The following is an 18,421-nucleotide window of genomic DNA, read 5'->3' as shown; positions in this document are numbered from 1 at the left end:
CTGCGACGACCGGTAGCGGCCAGAGGAGCAGCCGCAATGCACCGTACTAATGACGACACTGGATGGCTGGAATGGCAGGAAGGCGCGACTTACCACCATACCGCACGCTTGACGCGGCTCGGGTGGGCTTGGGAGTTTCTCAGGCGCAACTCCGCCTTTGTCAGCGTTCTTGTGCTGGCGCTCAGGCAGACGTTGCTTGCACGGGAGGGATCGCATCTGACCGTGGTCAGGCTGCACCCTTCCTTTCCTGATCTCACCGGGTGGGGAATCCGGTTTCGCCAGCTCGGCCGATTCCGACGCGGCCGTATTCTGGTGTCCCCGCCAATGCCTCCACGTGCTGCCCGTGACCGCCTTCTCGTCATCCGCGACCGACGCGATCGATCTTGGCAGGCTACCCTGTGATGCCGCCGTCGTTCTTGAGCCGGAAGGCCGTCAGCACGTGCTCCTGCACGAGGATGAGCGGCATCTGCAACTGTCGCTCACGCAAGGCAACCTTCTGCGGCCGGCCCGGCTGCTCACCGATGCGGTTGCTCCACCCGACCGCGCAAGACACCACCTCAAGGCACTTGGCTGTCTCAACGATCTCCATACGAGGGGAAGGCTATCCGCACGATATTTTCCCGTGGAACCCCGTCATGCCCGGCTGCGCTTCGTCCTGCGTGCGCTCGACGGCGCGCTGGCCGGCGCATCCCATCGCGACATCGCTGTGGCTTTGTTCGGTCACGCGCGCGTGCGGGCCGACTGGAGCGATCCCGGCGACCACCTTCGCGACCGGGTCCGTCGGGCCATAAAGCGTGGCTACGCACTCATGAATGGCGGGTATCGACGATTTCTTCTCTAGGGGTTCGTGCGGTGTCGAAATTCCGGCGGAACTGGGCGACTGCGCATCTGACAATGTGTGCCGGGTGCTCGTGGGACCGAGCCCATTCCTCGACAGGCCCGGGCGGTCTCGGCCGTTCGGCTTCGCCCCCTGTCGCCAAGCAGCCCATTGGGCTGCCGATGGCCGCCATCCTTCGGGGCGACGTCTTCATTTGTTGTCCTTTCCCCGGCCACGCGGGCTGGGCGGCACTTCCTTCTAGACCCGCCGCGGCAGACCGTGACCCTCCGCCTTCACTCCGGGTCCTCCACTTTGTTCCGGTCCTTTCGGATGCAGTCCGCCTCCACAGGCGGGCCCTTACGGTCCCGTTTCGCCGCCCCCCGCTTCCGGGGGAGGCGCGCGAGGATTGTCGAGCGGAGGACGAGACGATGCACCAAACCGGCAAGAGTGCTGCCTACCTCCATTGTTGTTGACGAGGAGAGACGATGATGTTGATCACCGATGATATCCGCACCCGCCTGCTCGAAAACGGCGCGGGCGAAGCCGGAACTGATCACCTGCCGGTAGTGAAGCTGTTCGATCCGGCAGGCAGCGCGACATGGCTGATCACTGAAATGATGCCCGACGGCGACACACTGTTTGGGCTTTGCGATCCCGGCTTCGGCACGCCCGAGCTTGGCACGGTCAGCCTTGCCAAGCTTCAGAGCGTGCGAAATGCGTCTGGCCTCACCATCGAGCGCGACCTCCTGTTTAAGGGGAAGTATCCGCTTTCGATCTACCTCCTTGCTGCTCATGTGGCCGGCGGCATCACGAAGGCCGAGCGCGTGCTGCGGCAGGCCGCGATCCTTTCCACGTGCAATTCCAGTTCTTCGCCGCATTCGGTGGAACATCAGCGTCGATAGGTGCTCAGCCCAACCCGTTCCGCGAGAGGCCGGGAGGGCTACCGCTCAACTGGCGGCAAGAAAATGAGCTAAGATTGCAGCCAGGCGCGAAACCAATCTCGACGCCGAGTAGCGCGAGGTCGTGGTGCATCGAATCGTTCACGGCAGCGTTTGTACGGTTGCCGCTCGCCCGCCTTCTGGTCGCATTGGCCGCCTAATCGCGCCTTCCTCGTAGCGCATGCCTCCTCAGCCGCACGCACCCAAAGCTGGGCGCCAACACACGCGCTCTGCTGTCGGATGTGGCGACAGCTGCAAGCCACAGCATATCCGGCACGACGTCTGAGCGCTCGCAAACCGTCGCCTCCGTGCCGCCTGCCGGTTGCGTTGCCGCGCGCGTTCCTCCCGTTTCCTTTGCTTGTCTTGAGGACCATTCCCCTGCGGCTGGCTTCTGGACCTATGGGCGGTTCGGGCCCGCCTTGAAACCCTCGCCGCCAGCTTTTTTCCCCGCCGCCTGCGGCGGCTTCCTCGCGCCGCTTCGCTTCAAAAAAGCTGTCCACTCGGGTCCTCCGCTCACGCTACGGCCCTGCTGGGTTCAGGCATGCCGGACGCGCCCATCACGGTCCGCCATCGCAGGGGATGGTCCCCGGCGACAAGCAAAGGAGACAGGAAAATGACCGCAATCGGATACGTTACCAGGCAGGAAAACGGCGGCTACAAGGGCCAACTGAGAACACTCAGCGTCCGCGCCGAAATCGACATCGTGCCTAACCAGGCCAAGAGCGCCGACAACCATCCCGACTTCCGGGTGTTGACGCAGGGCGTCGAGGTCGGCGCGGGCTGGATCCGGACAGGCGAGACCTCCGGCAAGGTGTATGTGAGCCTTTCCATCGCCGCACCGGAGTTCGGCCCGCGTAAGCTCTACGCCAATCTCGGCCGAGCCGCCGGCCAGGACGATGACGACACCTACGCCGTCATCTGGAACCCGATCGACTGATCGCCCGCATCGAGCTCCCGCGCCCCGGCGCGGGGGCTTCCCAGCGATTTCCGCCGAACGTCGCCTGCCCGAAAGGGCGGCGAAAACCCCCACCCGACTCTTCGCCCGTCCCTGAAGCGTCCCGGTTCGTCGATCCTCGCGACCGCTTTCTCTGAACCGAAGCGAGGATGATCATGGACGACGAAAACGAGCGCGCGGCGCGCGCCAAAAAAGGCAGCCCGTTTCTCAATACCGCGCAGGCCGCCTTCTATGTCGGCCTGTCGCAGCGCACGCTGGATAAGATGCGGGCGACTGGCGGCGGCCCGAAATACCGCAAGCATGGCCGCTATGTCCGCTACCACATCGACGAACTCGACGACTGGTCGAAAGGCCGCTCACATGATCCCGGTTGCAAAGACGGTCGGGCGGGTTCCGGCAGCGCCGGTGCAGGAGGCCGGTCATGAGCCGGCGGCCGTCCATCCACTTGATCGGCAGCCGTTTGAGGCGCGCTCGGGCGCGCAATGCCATCGCGATTGCCTCAATCGGCCTCGGGCTGATCGGCTTTTCCGCGATCGCCGATCCGTTGCCCCGGCTGGTGTGGAATGCCTCCGCGAGCGTGCCTGTCGGCCTTTACCGCGTCGGGTACGATGAACCGGCTCGAGGCGATCTCGTTCTTGTCCGCGCGCCCGACTCCATAGCCGAGCTCGCCGAGATTCGCGGCTATCTGTCCGGCAATGTTCCACTGGTAAAGCATATTGCCGCGCTGCCCGGCGAGCATGTCTGCGCTTTCAATGAAATCATTATTATCGGCGGCCAGATCGTAGCCCGCCGTCTTGGGGCGGACCGTCAGGGCCGTCCGCTGCCGTGGTGGAACGCCTGCCGCAGGCTCGCGGGCGACGCTGTTTTCCTGCTCAACTCCGACGCTCCAGGCTCCTTCGACAGCCGGTATTTCGGTCCGGTCCCAGCGACGAACATCATAGGGAGGCTCGTGCCGCTATGGACCGGCTGACCCTCTTGATGCTCGGCGTGATCGCCGTCGCCCCATGCGCCTACACCGCTCCCGCCATCGCCGAGCCGGTCGCGATTTCCGTCGATCAACGCCTTGCGAGGTGGCAGGAATTTGTCTTCCAAGCCTCGCGCCGGTTTGACGTTCCAGAAGCCTGGATCTACGCCGTGATGGACGCCGAAAGTAGCGGCGAGACCATGCTCGACGGCTCTCCGATCACGTCCGATGCCGGCGCCATGGGCCTCATGCAGGTGATGCCGGACACCTATCGAGAGATGCGCAACCAGCACGGGCTCGGCGCCGATCCGCATCATCCGCGGGACAATATTCTGGCTGGAACCGCCTATCTTCGCGCCATGCATGACCGCTTCGGATTCCCCGGATTGTTCGCTGCATACCATGCCGGACCGGGTCGCTACGAGGAGCACTTGCGGGACGGAAGGCCGCTTCCGAAAGCGACGGTTTCTTATCTGAAAGAACTCCGGGAAGCCGGACTCTCGGCGGCCGACATGGGCGAGTTCCCCGAGGAATCTTCTCCCGTGAAGGCGCCGGATGTACCCTCTGGGCGGTCGCTCTTTTTCTTCCGAGATGGCGTTCCCGCACGCGGACCCAGTAGTGGAATGCTTGTGCCGCTCAGATCGCCACAAAGCGGTTTGATCGTGAAGGAGGAGCCGCGGACCAGGTAGCAGGTTGCCAGGTAGCCGCCGCGGAAGCAAGATAAAGGTAGAGCCTCCTAGAGGCGACTATCTCTTTGTCTGCACATCGTTTTTCTAGGAGGCTCCCCGCAGAGCCCAGAGGGCCAGTGGCACGGGTGCTTGGCTTTGTCGAAATCATCCAGAGGTCGGGCATGAAGGATGACGAGTTCAGGCCGAAGCTCGGCAAAATACGGTCGCGCGGCTCGAAGGCAGGTAAGCGCTACGCCGGTCAGATTCAGGCTGCGGTTAACAGAGCCGGCGGTAGGCCCATGCGCGGTGGTCGCTTCACGGGGAGCCGGAAAGGGCGCGGTGGGGCGGCCGCAGCGCTGCTCAGATCACGCGATCGCCATGCCGCCTTCCGCCAGCGGCGGGTCGTTGTCAAGGCGCGTATCGTCAGGCTGGCCGGCAAGGGCATGGCCGGGGCTCGCGCCCATCTGCGCTACGTTCAGCGCGATGGAGTCGCTCGGGAGGGTGAGCCCGGCGAACTCTACGGTGCCGAGCGGGATCGCGTGGACGCGAAGGACTTCCTCGACAGAGCCGACGGCGACCGGCATCAGTTCCGGTTCATCGTCGCGCCAGAAGACGGCATCCAGTATGACGACCTGAAGCCGCTCACGCGGCGGCTCATGGCGCAGATGGAGGAGGACCTCGGAACGAAGCTCGACTGGGTTGCCGTCGACCATTTTAATACCGGCAACCCGCATATCCACATTATCGTCCGCGGCAACGACGACAGGGGCGAAAATCTCGTCATCGCACGGGAGTATATTTCGAGTGGCATTCGCGAACGGGCGGCCGAACTGGTTCGCCTCGACCTTGGCCCCCGTACCGACCGCGAGATCGAGCTGTCCCTGCGCCAGGAAATGGAGCAGGATCGCTTTACCAGCATCGACCGGCGACTGCTGCGCCTGCGCGACAATGATGGACTTGTTTCGCCTACGCACCGCGATGCATTTCGCCAGACGCTGCACCAGGGCCGTCTGCGGAAGCTGGAGCGGATGGATCTCGCCGAGGAAACAGGTCTTGGCCGGTGGCGCCTGAACCGCGATCTCGAGCCCATCCTGCGCCGCATGGGCGAGCGCGGCGACATTATCAATACCATGCAACGTCAGCTGACTGGCAAGGGGCGTTTCCGCAGCGTCGCCGAATACGATATCCACGATCGATCTGCACAACAGGATCAACCTGTTGTCGGCAGCGTTGTCGCGCGCGGACTCGCGGACGACATCAACGACCGACATTACCTCATCGTCGATGGCGTGGACGGCAGAACCCACTACATCGACATCGGCAAAGGTGATGCGACGGAACCGACGCCCGACGGCTGCATCGTACGCGTCACGCCGAGGAATGCCGAGCCCCGGCAGATTGACCACACCATTGCGGAGATCGCCGCCGCCAACGACGGACGCTACAATATAGATATCCATCTAAACCATGATTCATCTGCGACCGATCGCTTCGCCGAAACTCACGTGCGGCGGCTGGAGGCGATCCGGCGCGCCACCAGAGGCGTGGAGCGCGAGCCGGACGGCACGTGGATCATCTCGCCAGATTACCTCGAACGTGCGGTGGACTACGAGCGCCGGAGGGCTAAGGCTGAACCTGTCAGGGTCGACAAGCTCTCGCCACTGTCACTAGAGCAGCAGGTGGAGTTCGACGGTGCTACATGGATTGATCGTGAACTGGTCTCCGGCAGCCCCGAGCCCTTACGCGATGCCGGCTTCGGTCGCGAAGTGCATCATGCCCAGGCCCGTCGGCAGCAGTGGCTCGTCGCTCAGGGGTTCGCTCGCAATGAGCAGGATCGACTTATCTACCGCGACAACATGTTGATCGCGCTGAACAGGCGCGAACTGAATCGCATCGCCAGCCAGATCTCAAAAGAACGTGGTCTTACCTATGTCGAGACACGGGCCGGGGAAATGATAGAAGGCAGACTCCACCACTGCGTTGAGCTCGCGAGCGGCAAGTACGCTGTCATCGAGAGGTCGCGCGAGTTCACGCTTGTGCCATGGCGACCGGTTCTCGATCGCCACATTGGCAAGGAGGTCTCCGGCGTGATGCAGCGCGAGGGCATCTCGTGGACGATCGGACGGCAGAGAAGCGGGCCCAGCGTTTCGTGATGCGCGGCGGTCTGCCGGCACGGCATGCATTTATCGTCGCCATCATCGAGATTTGCTCGCGCTAGAGCATAGATGACCCACTACCGTTCTTCACTAGCCAATTTCACTGCTCGATCATCGAGTAGCATTGGAGAATCTGCCGTCGGAGCTTCGCTCGCGGCTAATGGGCGATGCGCGTGGATGCCGTGCAGCGGATGATGCTCGCAGTCCTTGATCGTGCCTAGTCGTACGTAGGGGCCGTTCCACTTCTCGACACTCGGCGCGATGGTTGACTCGTCCGCCAAAGAACAGTGGAGCGAGCCGATGACTCCCACGAAAATACTGGTTGGCCAGATCGCTGTCGTGTTCGCCATCGTCATTCATGGCGTATGGGCGGCGACGCAATGGTGCGCGCACATGCTGGATTATCAAGAGCAACTCGGAATGCCATGGCTCATGGTTCTCGGCTGGCCGATCTACAAGCCCTGGAAGCTGTTCGAGTGGTGGTTCCGGTTCGGGGCCTATGCGCCAGAAATCTTCAACAAGGCCGGCATGGCTGCCGGCGCGAGCGGTTTCGTGGGCTGCGCCGCCGCGATCGCCGGCTCCCTTTGGCGGGCACGGCAGCGTGGAATGGTGACGACATATGGCTCCTCGCGTTGGGCCGCGATGCGAGAGATCGAGAAGGCGAGGCTGTTCCATCCCGCTGGCGTTTTCCTCGGCAAGCTGAAGGACCGCTATCTGCGCCATGACGGGCCGGAGCATGTGATGGCCTTTGCACCGACACGGTCGGGCAAGGGAGTCGGACTGGTGGTGCCGACGCTTCTTTCCTGGACCGGCTCGGCCGTCATTCACGACATCAAGGGCGAAAACTGGCAGCTGACCGCCGGCTGGCGCTCCAAGTTCTCGCACTGCCTCCTGTTCAATCCGACCGATCCGCTATCGGCGCGCTACAATCCGTTGCTGGAGGTGCGCAGAGGTCCCCACGAGGTCCGCGATGTCCAGAACATCGCCGACATACTCGTCGACCCGGAAGGCGCCCTGGAGCGGCGCAATCACTGGGAGAAGACAAGCCATGCACTGCTCGTCGGTGCCATCCTGCACGTTCTGTATGCCGAACAGGAAAAGACGCTCGCCCGAGTCGCCACCTTCCTGTCAGACCCGCAGCGCTCATTTACTGCCACGCTCAGGCGAATGATGGAAACCAATCATCTCGGCACGCCAAGGAATCCGAAGGTGCATCCTGCCGTCGCCTCGGCAGCCCGCGAGGTTCTGAACAAGTCGGAAAACGAGCGTTCGGGCGTGCTTTCGACCGCCATGTCGTTTCTCGGTCTCTACCGCGATCCGACGGTTGCGGCGACAACATCGTCCTGCGACTGGCGCATTGCCGACCTTGTGGATGCGGATCGTCCAGTATCGCTCTATCTGGTCGTGCCGCCGTCGGACATCTCGCGTACCAAGCCGCTTGTGCGATTGGTCCTCAACCAGATCGGCAGGCGTCTGACGGAGCGGCTGGAGGGCGATCCGAAGAAGAGTCGTAAGCATCAGCTGCTCATGATGCTGGATGAGTTTCCGGCGCTCGGACGCCTCGATTTCTTTGAAACCGCACTCGCCTTCATGGCCGGCTATGGCATCCGCGCCTATCTGATTGCACAATCCTTGAACCAGATCTCCAAGGCCTATGGCGAGAACAATGCTATCCTCGACAACTGCCATGTAAGGATTGCCTTTTCCTCAAATGACGAGCGAACGGCCAAGCGCATCTCGGACGCGCTCGGCGTGGCGACCGAGCTTCGATCCATGCGCAACTATGCCGGCCATCGTCTCGCACCCTGGCTCTCCCATGTCATGGTGAGCCGCCAGGAGACTGCACGGCCACTGTTAACGCCGGGCGAAGTAATGCAACTGCCGCCGGCCGACGAACTGGTAATGGTCTCCGGCTTGCCGCCGATCCGAGCGAAGAAGCTCCGCTATTACGAGGACAATAACTTCACTGAGCGGGTCCTCCCTTCGCTGGTCCTGCGTGACGGTCCCGATGCTGATCGTCCTGCCCCGCGATCCGACGACTGGAGCGGGCAGGTGCGCGGTGTAGACCGCCGACTTGCTACCGACGGCGAGAGTGCCGTCGCGCTGTCCGAAGACGAAGGCGGTGTCCAGCTGCAACGCCATCCCGGCTCGCCCGAGGAGCGTTCCGCCGTAGCCCAAGCGCCTGGCCAGGGTGACCTGTTCGGGCCTGCCGAAGACGACGGCGACTCGGCGGTTAACAAAACTGTCATCGACCGAATCTCCAATGCCAGACGTGCCTACGGCATTAACAAGGGCATGGGAGAGGACAAGGACATCGTGCCCGGCTTCTGACGGTTCCATAGCCGGGCGCATATCAGCGCATATAAGGGCTATAAGCACTTTCTGGCTTCTCAACGATGCTCGGTCCGCAACTGGAGCCAGCCGCATGAAGCTCGAACGCATCCGTCATCAGGTTCTCCTTGATCGCGAACTGAGCGGGAAGCTCGACCGGCTCGGCCGCAATCCTTCGACCACCAAGTCCGAGATCGTGGCGAAGGCGCTTGAGGCTTTCATCGAGCGGCGCGGCGAGAACGAGCTCGACCGGCGCTATGGCCAGAGGCTCGACCACCTGTCTCGCGACCTTGATCGTGTTCGGCGCGATACCGAGATGGTTCTGGAGACCCTGGCACTCTTCATCCGCTTCTCCATCGCGCTTCACGCCCACATGCCAATCCCGGACAAGGCGACGCAGGCAATCGCCCAGGAGCGGTTTCAGAAATTCGTCGAGCAGGTGGGCCGCCAGATTGCTTCCGGCAAGCGGTCTTTGGGCGAAGACGAGCCAGGGGGAGGGGACGGATGAGCTCTCCGGAGGCCGATCACCGCCGCCGCGCCATGTTGCGCACCGCCATGGGACAGGCGATCGCTGATGCGCTGGCCGACCCGTCGGTCATCGAGGTGATGGTCAATCCGGACGGCGCGCTGCGGCTCGACCGGCTGGGCGAGGGCCGCTTCGATACCGGCGTGCGCATGCATCCGTCCGAGGCGGAACGCATCATCCGCCTGGTCGCCTCGCATGCGCGCGCCGAAGCCCATGCCGACAATCCAATTGTTAGCGCCGAACTGCCGTCCGGAGAGCGGTTCGAAGGCCTGCTGCCGCCGGTGGCGCTGGTGCCATGTTTCGCGATCCGCAAGCCGGCCGCAAAGCTCTACACACTCGCCGATTACGCTGCCGACGGAATTTTGATGCCGGTACAAGCCGACGCGCTGAAGAGGGCCATCCGGCAGCGGCGCAACATCCTGGTCGCCGGCGGCACGTCATCGGGCAAGACGACGCTTGCCAATGCGCTGCTCGCCGAGGTGGCGGAAAGCGACGAGCGGGTGATTCTGATTGAGGATACGCGCGAACTGCAGTGTGCGGCCAGGGATTGCGTCGCGCTCAAGACAAGGCGCGGTGCAGTCACGCTCGCTGATCTCGTGCGCTCAACGCTGCGGCTCCGACCCGATCGCATCGTCGTCGGCGAGGTCAGGGGTGCTGAAGCCCTCGATATGCTGAAGGCGTGGAACACCGGCCATCCAGGTGGCATCGCCACGGTGCACGCCAATTCGGCACGATCTGCCCTCTACCGCATCGAACAGCTTACCCAGGAAGCCGTTGTCACCGTTCCACGTCGCCTCATCGCCGAGGCCATCGATCTAATCGTCTTCATCACCGGGCGCGGCTCGTCGCGCCGCCTCGACGCGATCGCCGAGGTCACGGGTCTCGACGGCAATGGCGACTACGCCGTCACACAGCTCACACTCCCGCAACTCCAGCAGCTTTGAAAGGCAACTTCATGCGCAAGAAGCTTCGCTTTCATTCGTCCGCCGCCCTCGCGCTTCTTCTCGCGATGCCGGCCCATGCGGCCGGTTCCGGCATGCCATGGGAAGAGCCGCTGCAGCAAATCTTGGAATCGGTGCAGGGGCCGGTAGCCAAGATCATGGCGGTGATCATAATAATCATCACCGGCCTGACCCTCGCCTTCGGCGATACGGCCGGCGGATTCCGGCGATTGATCCAGATCGTCTTCGGCCTGTCCATCGCCTTCGCGGCATCGAGCTTCTTCCTTTCCTTCTTCTCTTTCGGCGGCGGGGCGCTCGTCTGATGGCCGCCGGAGAGCAGCATGTCGAGGGGTTTGAGGTTCCCGTTCACCGGGCACTGACCGAGCCCATCCTCCTGGGCGGTGCGCCACGGGCCGTGGCGATCCTCAATGGCACCGTTGCGGCGGCGATCGGGCTTGGCCTGCAGCAGTGGATTGCCGGGCTGGTGCTTTGGATTGCCGGCCACACGCTGGCGGTCTTTGCCGCCAGGCGCGATCCGGATTTTGCAAGGGTGCTCGTCCGGCACCTTCGCCAAAAGGGCTGGTGGGCATGCTGAGTCTTTCTGAATACCGTTTGCAAGTCGACCGGCTTGTCGACCATCTCCCATGGGCCGCGCTGGTCGCGCCTGGAATCGTGCTCAACAAGGACGGCGGCTTCCAGAGGACGTTCCAATTCCGTGGTCCCGATCTCGAAAGTGCGACCGAGGCCGAGCTCATCAGTATTTGCGCGCGGGCGAACAATGCACTGAGGAGGCTCGGCGCCGGCTGGGCGCTGTTTTTCGATGCCGAGCGTATCGAAACGCTGGACTATCCAATGTCGCGTTTCCCGGACGCTGCCTCATGGCTAGTCGACGAGGAGCGACGCGCAGCGTTTGAAGGAAAGGTCGCCCACTTTGAAAGCCGCTATCACCTTACCTTGCTGTTCATGCCGCCGCCCGACGGCCAGGCGCGTGCGGAAAGCGCACTCGTCGACTCCAACCATACTGAAGGAGAAAGAAACTGGCGGCAGGAGTTGGCGCGGTTCCGGGACGCGACCGACAGGCTGCTGGACCTCTTTTCTACCTTCGTGCCCAACGTGCGCGCGCTCGACGATGCCGAGACGCTGACTTTCCTACACGGCACGATTTCGCCGAGGCATCACCCGGTCGCTGTGCCGGAAACACCAATGTACCTCGATGGGATTCTGGTCGACACGCCGCTCACTGGCGGGCTGGAGCCGATGCTGGGTGATCAGCATCTGCGTGCGCTCACCATCTTCGGTTTCCCCGATGTCACCCGGCCCGGAATACTCGACGCGCTCAACCACCAGGGTTTCGCCTACCGCTGGGTGACGCGTTTCATTCCACTGGACAAGACGGAAGCCACCAAGACGCTGACCCGGTTGCGCCGGCAATGGTTCGCCAAGCGCAAATCGATTGCAGCGATCCTGCGCGAGGTGCTGACAAACGAACCCGTGCCTCTCATCGACAGCGATGCAGACAACAAGGCGCTCGATGCCGACGCCGCACTGCAGGCGCTGGGTGGCGATCATGTCGGCTTCGGATATCTCACCACCACGGTGACGGTGCGGGATCAGGACCGCCAGGCTGCCGAAGAGAAGCTTCGCGCGGTGGAGCGGATCGTCAACGGGCTCGGCTTCACCACCATCCGCGAGGGCGCCAACGCAGTCGAAGCATGGCTCGGTTCCTTGCCCGGTCATGTCTACGCCAATGTGCGCCAGCCGCTCGTCCACACGCTGAACCTTGCCCATCTCATGCCGCTATCGTCTGTATGGGCCGGTCCGTCGCGCAACGACCATCTGACCGAGGTCACGCAGACAGAATGTCCGCCGCTACTCTTCGCCCAGTCCAGCGGCTCGACGCCGTTCCGGCTTTCAACCCATGTCGGCGATGTCGGCCACATGCTGATCGTCGGGCCCACCGGCACCGGCAAGTCGGTGCTGCTTTCACTGATCGCTCTGCAGTTTCGCCGCTATGCCGGTGCGCAGGTCTATGTCTTCGACAAGGGCAATTCGGCGCGTGCGGTAACGCTCGCCATGGGCGGAGAGCACCATGCGCTGGGCGCGGACAACGCGCTTGCCTTCCAGCCGCTGCGAGGCATCTACGATCCCACCACCTGCAGTTGGGCTGCCGAGTGGATCGCCGGTCTCATCGCACATGAAAACGTTACCGTCACGCCGGAGGTGAAGGAGGCGATCTGGTCGGCGCTCACAAGCCTCGCCACGGCGCCGGCAGATGAACGCACGCTCACCGGCCTTTCGATGCTGCTTCAGTCCAATGCGCTGAAGGCAGCACTCATGCCCTACACCCTGGACGGCCCGTTCGGCCGGCTGCTCGATGCCGATTGCGACCGGCTTGCGCTAAGGGAAGTCCAGTGCTTCGAGACGGAGGAACTGATGGGTCAGGAAGGAGTCGTCCTGCCAGTGCTCACATATCTGTTCCAGCGGCTGGAGGAGCGCTTCGATGGGCGGCCGACGCTGCTCATCCTCGACGAGGCCTGGGTCTATCTCGACAACCCGCTCTTTGCCGCCCGCATCCGCGAATGGTTGAAGGTCCTGCGCAAGAAGAACGTATCGGTGATCTTCGCCACACAGTCGCTCGCCGATATCGCCGATTCTTCCATTGCGCCTGCGATCATCGAGAGCTGCCCGCAGCGGATTTTTCTTCCCAACGACCGTGCCGTAGAACCGCAGGTGCGCGCAGTTTATGAGCACTTCGGCTTGAACGAGCGCCAGATACAGCTGATCGCCCGCGCCACGCCAAAGCGTCACTACTATCTGCAGTCGCGGCGCGGCAACCGGCTGTTCGAGCTTGGGCTCGGTGCGATAGCACTCGCATTCTGCGGTGCCTCCGATCCCGCCACCCAGACCCTTATCGACACGATCCTCTCCGAAGACGGGAAAGACGGCTTCGTCTCGCGGTTTCTCAGAGCGCGTGGCCTCGACTGGGCCGCCGAGCTTCTCGAGCAATTCCCGCAACCAGACAAGGAGCTATCGTCATGATGCGGCGCCACCTTCTCACAGGCCTAGTCGTGCACACCCTGATCGGAGGGACAATTGCCGGCTACACCCAGCCAGCCTTCGCTATCACTGTGTTCGATCCGTCGAACTATGCCCAAAACGTGCTGACGGCGGCACGTTCGCTGGAGCAGATCAACAACCAGATCCAGTCGCTCCAGAACCAGGCGACCATGCTGCAGAACATGGCGCGGAACCTGCAGCGTATGGATTTCTCGTCACTCGGCCAGCTTACCGGCGCGCTCAACCGCATCGACGGGCTGATGATCCAGGCCGATGGCCTAGGTTTTGAACTCGACCAGCTCGAGGATCAGTGGCGAGCGCAATTTCCCGAGACCTACGACACCACGATCAGAGTCGACGATCTCGCGACGGCCGCACGCGAGCGCTGGCAGAGCGCCATGGAAGCCTTCCGCCAGACCATGCGCGTCCAGTCGCAGATCGTCGAGAACGTGCAAGCTGACGGCGACCTCCTTGCCGATCTCGTCAGCCGCAGCGAGGGCGCTTCCGGTGCGCTCCAGGCAAGTCAAGCGACCAACCAGCTGATCGCGCTCTCGACCAAACAACAGATGCAGGTCCAGACGCTGCTCGCCACGCAGTACCGCGCACAGGCCCAGGACGCCGCCCGCAAGGCACAGTCGGAGGAAGCCGCGCGCGAGACGACGCGGCGCTTTCTTGGTTCCGGCACGGCCTATTCCGGCAACTGACACGGGCTCTTCGAAACGAGGAAAGCGGCGGAATGAACGATCTCGGCGTCATCGATCGCTTCATGGAGACCTTCATCCGCTACATCGATAGCGGTTTTGGTCTTCTCTCGGCCGACGTCGCCTTCCTCACCACCATCCTGATCGGCATCGACATCACGCTGGCGGGCTTGTTCTGGGCGCTCGGCGGTGAGCCCAACATTGTCGGCCGGCTCATCCGCAAGGTGCTCTACGTCGGTCTCTTCGCCTTCATCCTGAACAACTTTCGCAACCTCGCCGATATCCTGTACCGCTCCTTTGCGGGACTTGGGATCAATGCGTCCTCAGGCAATCTGTCCGCCGATGATCTCCTGCGGCCGGGCCGCATCGCCGCCACCGGTTTCGAAGGCGCCTGGCCGCTGCTCGAACAGGCAGGTCAGCTTGTGGGATTCCCCGAGCTCTTCGGCAATGCACTGACCGTCTTCGTACTGCTTCTGGCCTGGTTCCTGGTCATCATCGCCTTCTTCATTCTTTCCATCCAGCTTTTCATCACCATCCTGGAGTTCAAGCTCACCACGCTCGCCGGATTCGTGCTGGTGCCCTTCGCGCTGTGGAACCGGTCGGCTTTCCTGGCCGAACGCGTGCTCGGCAATGTGATCGCGTCGGGTATTAAAGTGATGGTGCTCGCCGTCATCGTCGGCATCGGTTCCACGCTCTTCGGTGAATTCGCCTCCGCACTACAGGGCCAGGAACCGGACCTTGCTGCCGCCATGTCACAGGTGCTGGGTGCCCTGGCATTGCTTGGACTCGGCATCTTCGGACCAGGCATCGCCTCCGGTCTCGTCTCAGGCGCGCCGCAGCTCGGTGCGGGCGCGGCGTTGGGGACAACCGTGGCGGCGGGCGGTTCAACGCTCGTTGCCGGAGGTGCGGCATTTGCCGGCCTCCGCACGGCAGGCAGCGGCAGTGTCGCCGCAATTCGCGCCGGCACGGCCACGGGATCAGCTGCTTCAACCGCCTGGCAGTTTGGTCGGGCAAGCTCGGCCGAAGCTGGTCTGTCCGGCGTGGCCGCTGGAATGCACGGCCTCACCCGTGCTGCCGGCGGCGCCGTTATGCGAGGAGCGCGATCCGCCGCTGAACCACTGAGGCGTAGCGCTGATGCGGGCCGCAATGCTGCTTGGGCCGCAACGGGCGGTGCGTCGACAGCGTCAATCCAGGATACCTCAGCGACGGCACCTTCCGATGCCGTGCCGCCCTGGGCAAGGCGTCTGCGCTCCGAGCAGACCGCCCGTGCCCATCGCCATACTGCGGCGCAGGCCGTCCGCGATGGCGACCGGCCGGGAAGCGGCGCAAATCCCTCGCTCAATGACAAGGATGACTAGATGCTCTTCAAGCGACCGGTTCAGCGCTACGGGAAGACACCCGAACCCGTCACGCCATATCAGAAGGCCAGTCAGCTCTGGGATGAGCGCATCGGCTCCGCCCGCGTGCAGGCCAAGAACTGGCGCCTCATGGCCTTTGGGTGCTTGGCGCTGGCGACAGGACTCTCCGGCGGACTTTTATGGCAGTCGATGCAAAGCCGTGTTGTGCCTTACGTCGTCGAGGTCGATCGCTTCGGCGAAGCGCGCGCCGTCGCACCGGCCATGCGGAACTACGAACCGTCAGACGCGCAGATCGCCTGGCATCTCAGCCGCTTCATCACGAATGTCCGTTCCGTTTCCACCGATCCGGTGCTGGTACGGCAGAACTGGTTGGCGGCCTATGACTTTGCCACCAACCGCGCGGCACTCTTCCTCAACGAATATGCCAAGGCCAACGACCCGTTCGGTCAGATCGGTATGCGCAGCGTGTCGGTGCAAGTGACCAGCGTGGTCAGGGCCTCCGACAGCTCGTTTCAGGTCAAATGGACCGAGCAGGTCTATGAGCGCGGCAGTCTCGCCAGCGTCTCGCGCTGGACCGCGATTCTCACAGTCGTGATCCGGCCGCCGAGGAACGCCGATCAACTCCGCAAGAACCCGCTCGGCGTCTTCGTCGACGCGGTTCACTGGTCGCGCGAACTTGACAGCGCCGCGCCGACAGCCGTTTCCCCGAAGGAGTCTGTCAATGAAGAATAAAATCTCACCGGTCCGTGTCGTACTGGTCGTTTCGGCGTCGATGGCGGTTCTTTCCGCCTGTGCATCAAAGCCAGCGCCGCCGCCCGAGATCTCCTATGACAGTGTGGATTTCAAACCGGCGGCAATCGAGAAGGCACCGGAGAAGCCGGTCAGGGTAGTTGAGATCCCGAAGCCCCTGCCGCTGCCTGGTCAGCTTCAGCCAGAGCCGGGCAAGGTTATCGACGACAAGCGGCCGCCCAAGGCACGGGTCGAGGATGCCAACGAGGCCGCTACGCAAGAGCCGACCAAGCATGGATACGTCAACGCGGTGCAGGTCTATCCTTACGCCGAAGGTGCTCTCTACCGGCTCTATGCAGCACCCGAGCGCGTCACCGACATCGCCTTGCAGCCGGGCGAGAAGCTCTCATCCGTGTCGGCCGGAGATACGGTGCGCTGGGCCGTCGGCGACACCGTGAGCGGTTCCGGCGACAGCCAGCGTACCCATGTGCTGATCAAGCCTTTTGCGCCAGGGCTGAAGAGCAATCTCGTCATTAACACGGACCGGCGGTCGTACCATTTGCAGATCGAAAGCACCGAAAAGACGGCCATGGCGGCGATCTCCTGGACCTACAGCGAAGACCAGATCATTGCGCTACGCAGGCGCAACGCCCGAGCCGAAGCCTCTATGCCGGTGGCATCAAATGTCGCACTGAAAAATATTCGTTTCAGGTACACGATCACCGGCGACACGCCGCCCTGGCGCCCGGTGCGCGCGTTCGATGATAGCCACAAGGTCTACATCGAATTCCCGCGCCGCATCAATCAAGGGGAGGCGCCGCCACTCTTCATTGTCGGTGCTGACGGCGGCAACGAACTCGTCAATTACCGCATGCGCGGCAACTACTACATCGTCGATCGCCTCTTCGCTGCGGCCGAACTGCGCCTCGGCACCAAGCCGCAGCAGGTTGTGCGAATCACGAGGACCGACGGCAGGCCATCGCGTCGCACGTCCGTTTTCGGACGTTCGAACAGGTGAGGGGGAGGAACCATGGCCGAGACATCCGCGTCACCTGCTCCTCCTAAAGTCGATCCCGAGAGCTTGCAGCTGCGCGCCTCACCCCGCCGCGCCGTGCGCTTCAAACGCGGCCTCGTGATCGCGATCGCTGCTCTTGGCTCCGGTGCCATACTCGGCGTCACCATGATGGCGCTGCAGGGACCGGCACTGCGCGTGAAGGAGCACGCAGAGGAACTATATGATACCGAACACAAGCCGACTGCCGAGGGGCTCGAAACGCTTCCTGTCGACTACTCCGAGGTTGAGCCGGAGGTCCCGCTCGGACCGCCGCTTCCCGGCGATCTTGGCGGTCCCATTCTCGAACGACAGCGCCAGCTCGGCATTGCGCCAGGGCAGGACGTTTCCGCCGAGGAGCAGCGCCTCGCCCAGCAGGCGATCCAGGCCCGCGAGTCGGAAGTCTTCTTCCGGCTCGAGAACATCGCCAGCGCGACTGATGTCGTCGGAAGCAAGCAGGGTGCGCCAACGCATTTTCAAACGCTTGGACCGCAGTCCAAAAACGGCCGTGCGCTGGCTTTCATTGCTGCAACCGAAGGCGATCGGAACGACCAGCAGCGCAAGCTTGACTTTATCAGCCAGCGCGACACCGGCGGGGTCTACAATCCGTATGGGGTGCAGACGCCGGCCTCGCCATATCAGCTGATGGCTGGCAGCGTAATCGCGGCTAGCTTGATTACCGGTATAAATTCCGACCTGCCAGGCCTCGTCGTCGCGCAGATCACGGAAAACATCTACGACACGATGACCGGCACTGTGCTGCTCATCCCGCAAGGCGCTCGCGTGATCGGGACATATGACAGTGTCGTTGCCTTTGGCCAGAGACGCGCATTGCTCGTCTGGCAGCGTATCCTGCTGCCTGATGGCTCATCGATTGAGATCGACAACCTGCCAGCGACCGACACTGCCGGCTATGCCGGTCTGGAGGACGAGGTGGATTTCCACACTTGGCGGCTGATCAAGGGTGTTGCGCTCGCTACATTGGTCGGTGTCGGCACCGAGCTGAGCCTCGGTGAAGACGAAGGCGACCTGGTCCGCGCCATCCGCGACTCCACACAGCAGAACGTCAACCGTGCAGGCCAGCGCATCAACGAAAAGAACCTCAACGTCCAGCCAACGATCACCGTCCGCCCTGGATGGCCTCTGCGTGTCATCGTTCACAAGGACCTCATTTTGCAGCCGTATCAAGGCTGACACCTGCCCACCGACTTGCGACGAAGGAGGAAGAA

At 63.0% G+C, this 18,421-nt stretch carries 19 protein-coding genes; all 19 read left to right on the top strand.

Features of this window, described 5'->3' with window-relative positions; genetic code table 11:
* Positions 1–36 precede the first annotated feature (36 nt).
* Entirely contained in the window at positions 37–402 is a 366-nt protein-coding gene (locus tag N5A92_RS27585) for a transcriptional regulator domain-containing protein (RefSeq protein ID WP_425248641.1), read from the top strand.
* Positions 335–841 carry a DUF2285 domain-containing protein gene (locus N5A92_RS24860; protein WP_260907115.1) on the top strand — a complete coding sequence of 169 codons (507 nt, stop codon included), beginning with the start codon at positions 335–337 and terminating at the stop codon, positions 839–841. Before N5A92_RS27585 ends, N5A92_RS24860 begins: the two co-directional genes overlap by 68 nt.
* A gap of 461 nt (positions 842–1,302) precedes the next feature.
* Positions 1,303–1,719 carry a DUF2958 domain-containing protein gene (locus tag N5A92_RS24855; protein ID WP_260907113.1) on the top strand — a complete coding sequence of 139 codons (417 nt, stop codon included), beginning with the start codon at positions 1,303–1,305 and terminating at the stop codon, positions 1,717–1,719.
* 649 nt (positions 1,720–2,368) lie between these two features.
* A complete protein-coding gene (locus N5A92_RS24850; protein ID WP_260907111.1) occupies positions 2,369–2,692 on the top strand; it encodes a DUF736 domain-containing protein in 324 nt (107 codons plus the stop codon).
* Between the two features lie 173 nt (positions 2,693–2,865).
* On the top strand, positions 2,866–3,135 hold the full coding sequence (locus N5A92_RS24845) for a helix-turn-helix transcriptional regulator (RefSeq protein WP_260907110.1): 270 nt from the start codon (positions 2,866–2,868) through the stop codon (positions 3,133–3,135).
* A complete protein-coding gene (locus N5A92_RS24840; protein ID WP_260907108.1) occupies positions 3,132–3,680 on the top strand; it encodes a S26 family signal peptidase in 549 nt (182 codons plus the stop codon). Before N5A92_RS24845 ends, N5A92_RS24840 begins: the two co-directional genes overlap by 4 nt.
* Positions 3,668–4,363 (top strand): lytic transglycosylase domain-containing protein, encoded by a 696-nt coding sequence (locus N5A92_RS24835; protein ID WP_260907106.1) that lies wholly within the window; start codon positions 3,668–3,670, stop codon positions 4,361–4,363. The genes N5A92_RS24840 and N5A92_RS24835 overlap by 13 nt, the downstream gene beginning before the upstream one ends.
* Positions 4,364–4,524: 161 nt before the next feature.
* Positions 4,525–6,495 carry a relaxase/mobilization nuclease RlxS gene (gene rlxS, locus N5A92_RS24825; RefSeq protein WP_313958460.1) on the top strand — a complete coding sequence of 657 codons (1,971 nt, stop codon included), beginning with the start codon at positions 4,525–4,527 and terminating at the stop codon, positions 6,493–6,495.
* A gap of 303 nt (positions 6,496–6,798) precedes the next feature.
* Entirely contained in the window at positions 6,799–8,829 is a 2,031-nt protein-coding gene (locus tag N5A92_RS24820; protein WP_260907102.1) for a conjugal transfer protein TraG, read from the top strand.
* 94 nt (positions 8,830–8,923) lie between these two features.
* Entirely contained in the window at positions 8,924–9,337 is a 414-nt protein-coding gene (locus N5A92_RS24815; protein ID WP_260907101.1) for a CopG family transcriptional regulator, read from the top strand.
* On the top strand, positions 9,334–10,299 hold the full coding sequence (gene trbB / locus N5A92_RS24810) for a P-type conjugative transfer ATPase TrbB (RefSeq protein ID WP_260907100.1): 966 nt from the start codon (positions 9,334–9,336) through the stop codon (positions 10,297–10,299). The genes N5A92_RS24815 and trbB overlap by 4 nt, the downstream gene beginning before the upstream one ends.
* 11 nt (positions 10,300–10,310) lie before the next feature.
* Complete coding sequence (locus N5A92_RS24805; RefSeq protein WP_260907099.1) at positions 10,311–10,619, top strand: TrbC/VirB2 family type IV secretion system protein; 309 nt, start codon at positions 10,311–10,313, stop codon at positions 10,617–10,619.
* Positions 10,619–10,891 (top strand): VirB3 family type IV secretion system protein, encoded by a 273-nt coding sequence (locus tag N5A92_RS24800; RefSeq protein WP_260907098.1) that lies wholly within the window; start codon positions 10,619–10,621, stop codon positions 10,889–10,891. Before N5A92_RS24805 ends, N5A92_RS24800 begins: the two co-directional genes overlap by 1 nt.
* Complete coding sequence (gene trbE / locus N5A92_RS24795) at positions 10,885–13,335, top strand: conjugal transfer protein TrbE (protein ID WP_260907097.1); 2,451 nt, start codon at positions 10,885–10,887, stop codon at positions 13,333–13,335. The genes N5A92_RS24800 and trbE overlap by 7 nt, the downstream gene beginning before the upstream one ends.
* A complete protein-coding gene (gene trbJ / locus N5A92_RS24790) occupies positions 13,332–14,057 on the top strand; it encodes a P-type conjugative transfer protein TrbJ (RefSeq protein ID WP_260907096.1) in 726 nt (241 codons plus the stop codon). The genes trbE and trbJ overlap by 4 nt, the downstream gene beginning before the upstream one ends.
* 32 nt (positions 14,058–14,089) lie before the next feature.
* A complete protein-coding gene (gene trbL, locus N5A92_RS24785; RefSeq protein ID WP_260907095.1) occupies positions 14,090–15,412 on the top strand; it encodes a P-type conjugative transfer protein TrbL in 1,323 nt (440 codons plus the stop codon).
* Positions 15,413–16,144 (top strand): conjugal transfer protein TrbF, encoded by a 732-nt coding sequence (trbF, locus tag N5A92_RS24780; RefSeq protein ID WP_260907093.1) that lies wholly within the window; start codon positions 15,413–15,415, stop codon positions 16,142–16,144.
* Positions 16,134–17,159: a P-type conjugative transfer protein TrbG gene (gene trbG / locus N5A92_RS24775; protein WP_260907091.1), complete on the top strand. Its 1,026-nt coding sequence runs from the start codon at positions 16,134–16,136 to the stop codon at positions 17,157–17,159. Before trbF ends, trbG begins: the two co-directional genes overlap by 11 nt.
* A gap of 12 nt (positions 17,160–17,171) precedes the next feature.
* Complete coding sequence (locus N5A92_RS24770) at positions 17,172–18,386, top strand: TraB/TrbI/VirB10 family type IV secretion system protein (protein WP_260907089.1); 1,215 nt, start codon at positions 17,172–17,174, stop codon at positions 18,384–18,386.
* The last annotated feature ends 35 nt before the right edge of the window (positions 18,387–18,421 follow it).

It is taken from the genome of Chelativorans salis, assembly GCF_025336525.1.
Classification (GTDB): domain Bacteria; phylum Pseudomonadota; class Alphaproteobacteria; order Rhizobiales; family Rhizobiaceae; genus Chelativorans; species Chelativorans salis.
This window is presented reverse-complemented; position numbering and strand designations above follow the sequence as displayed.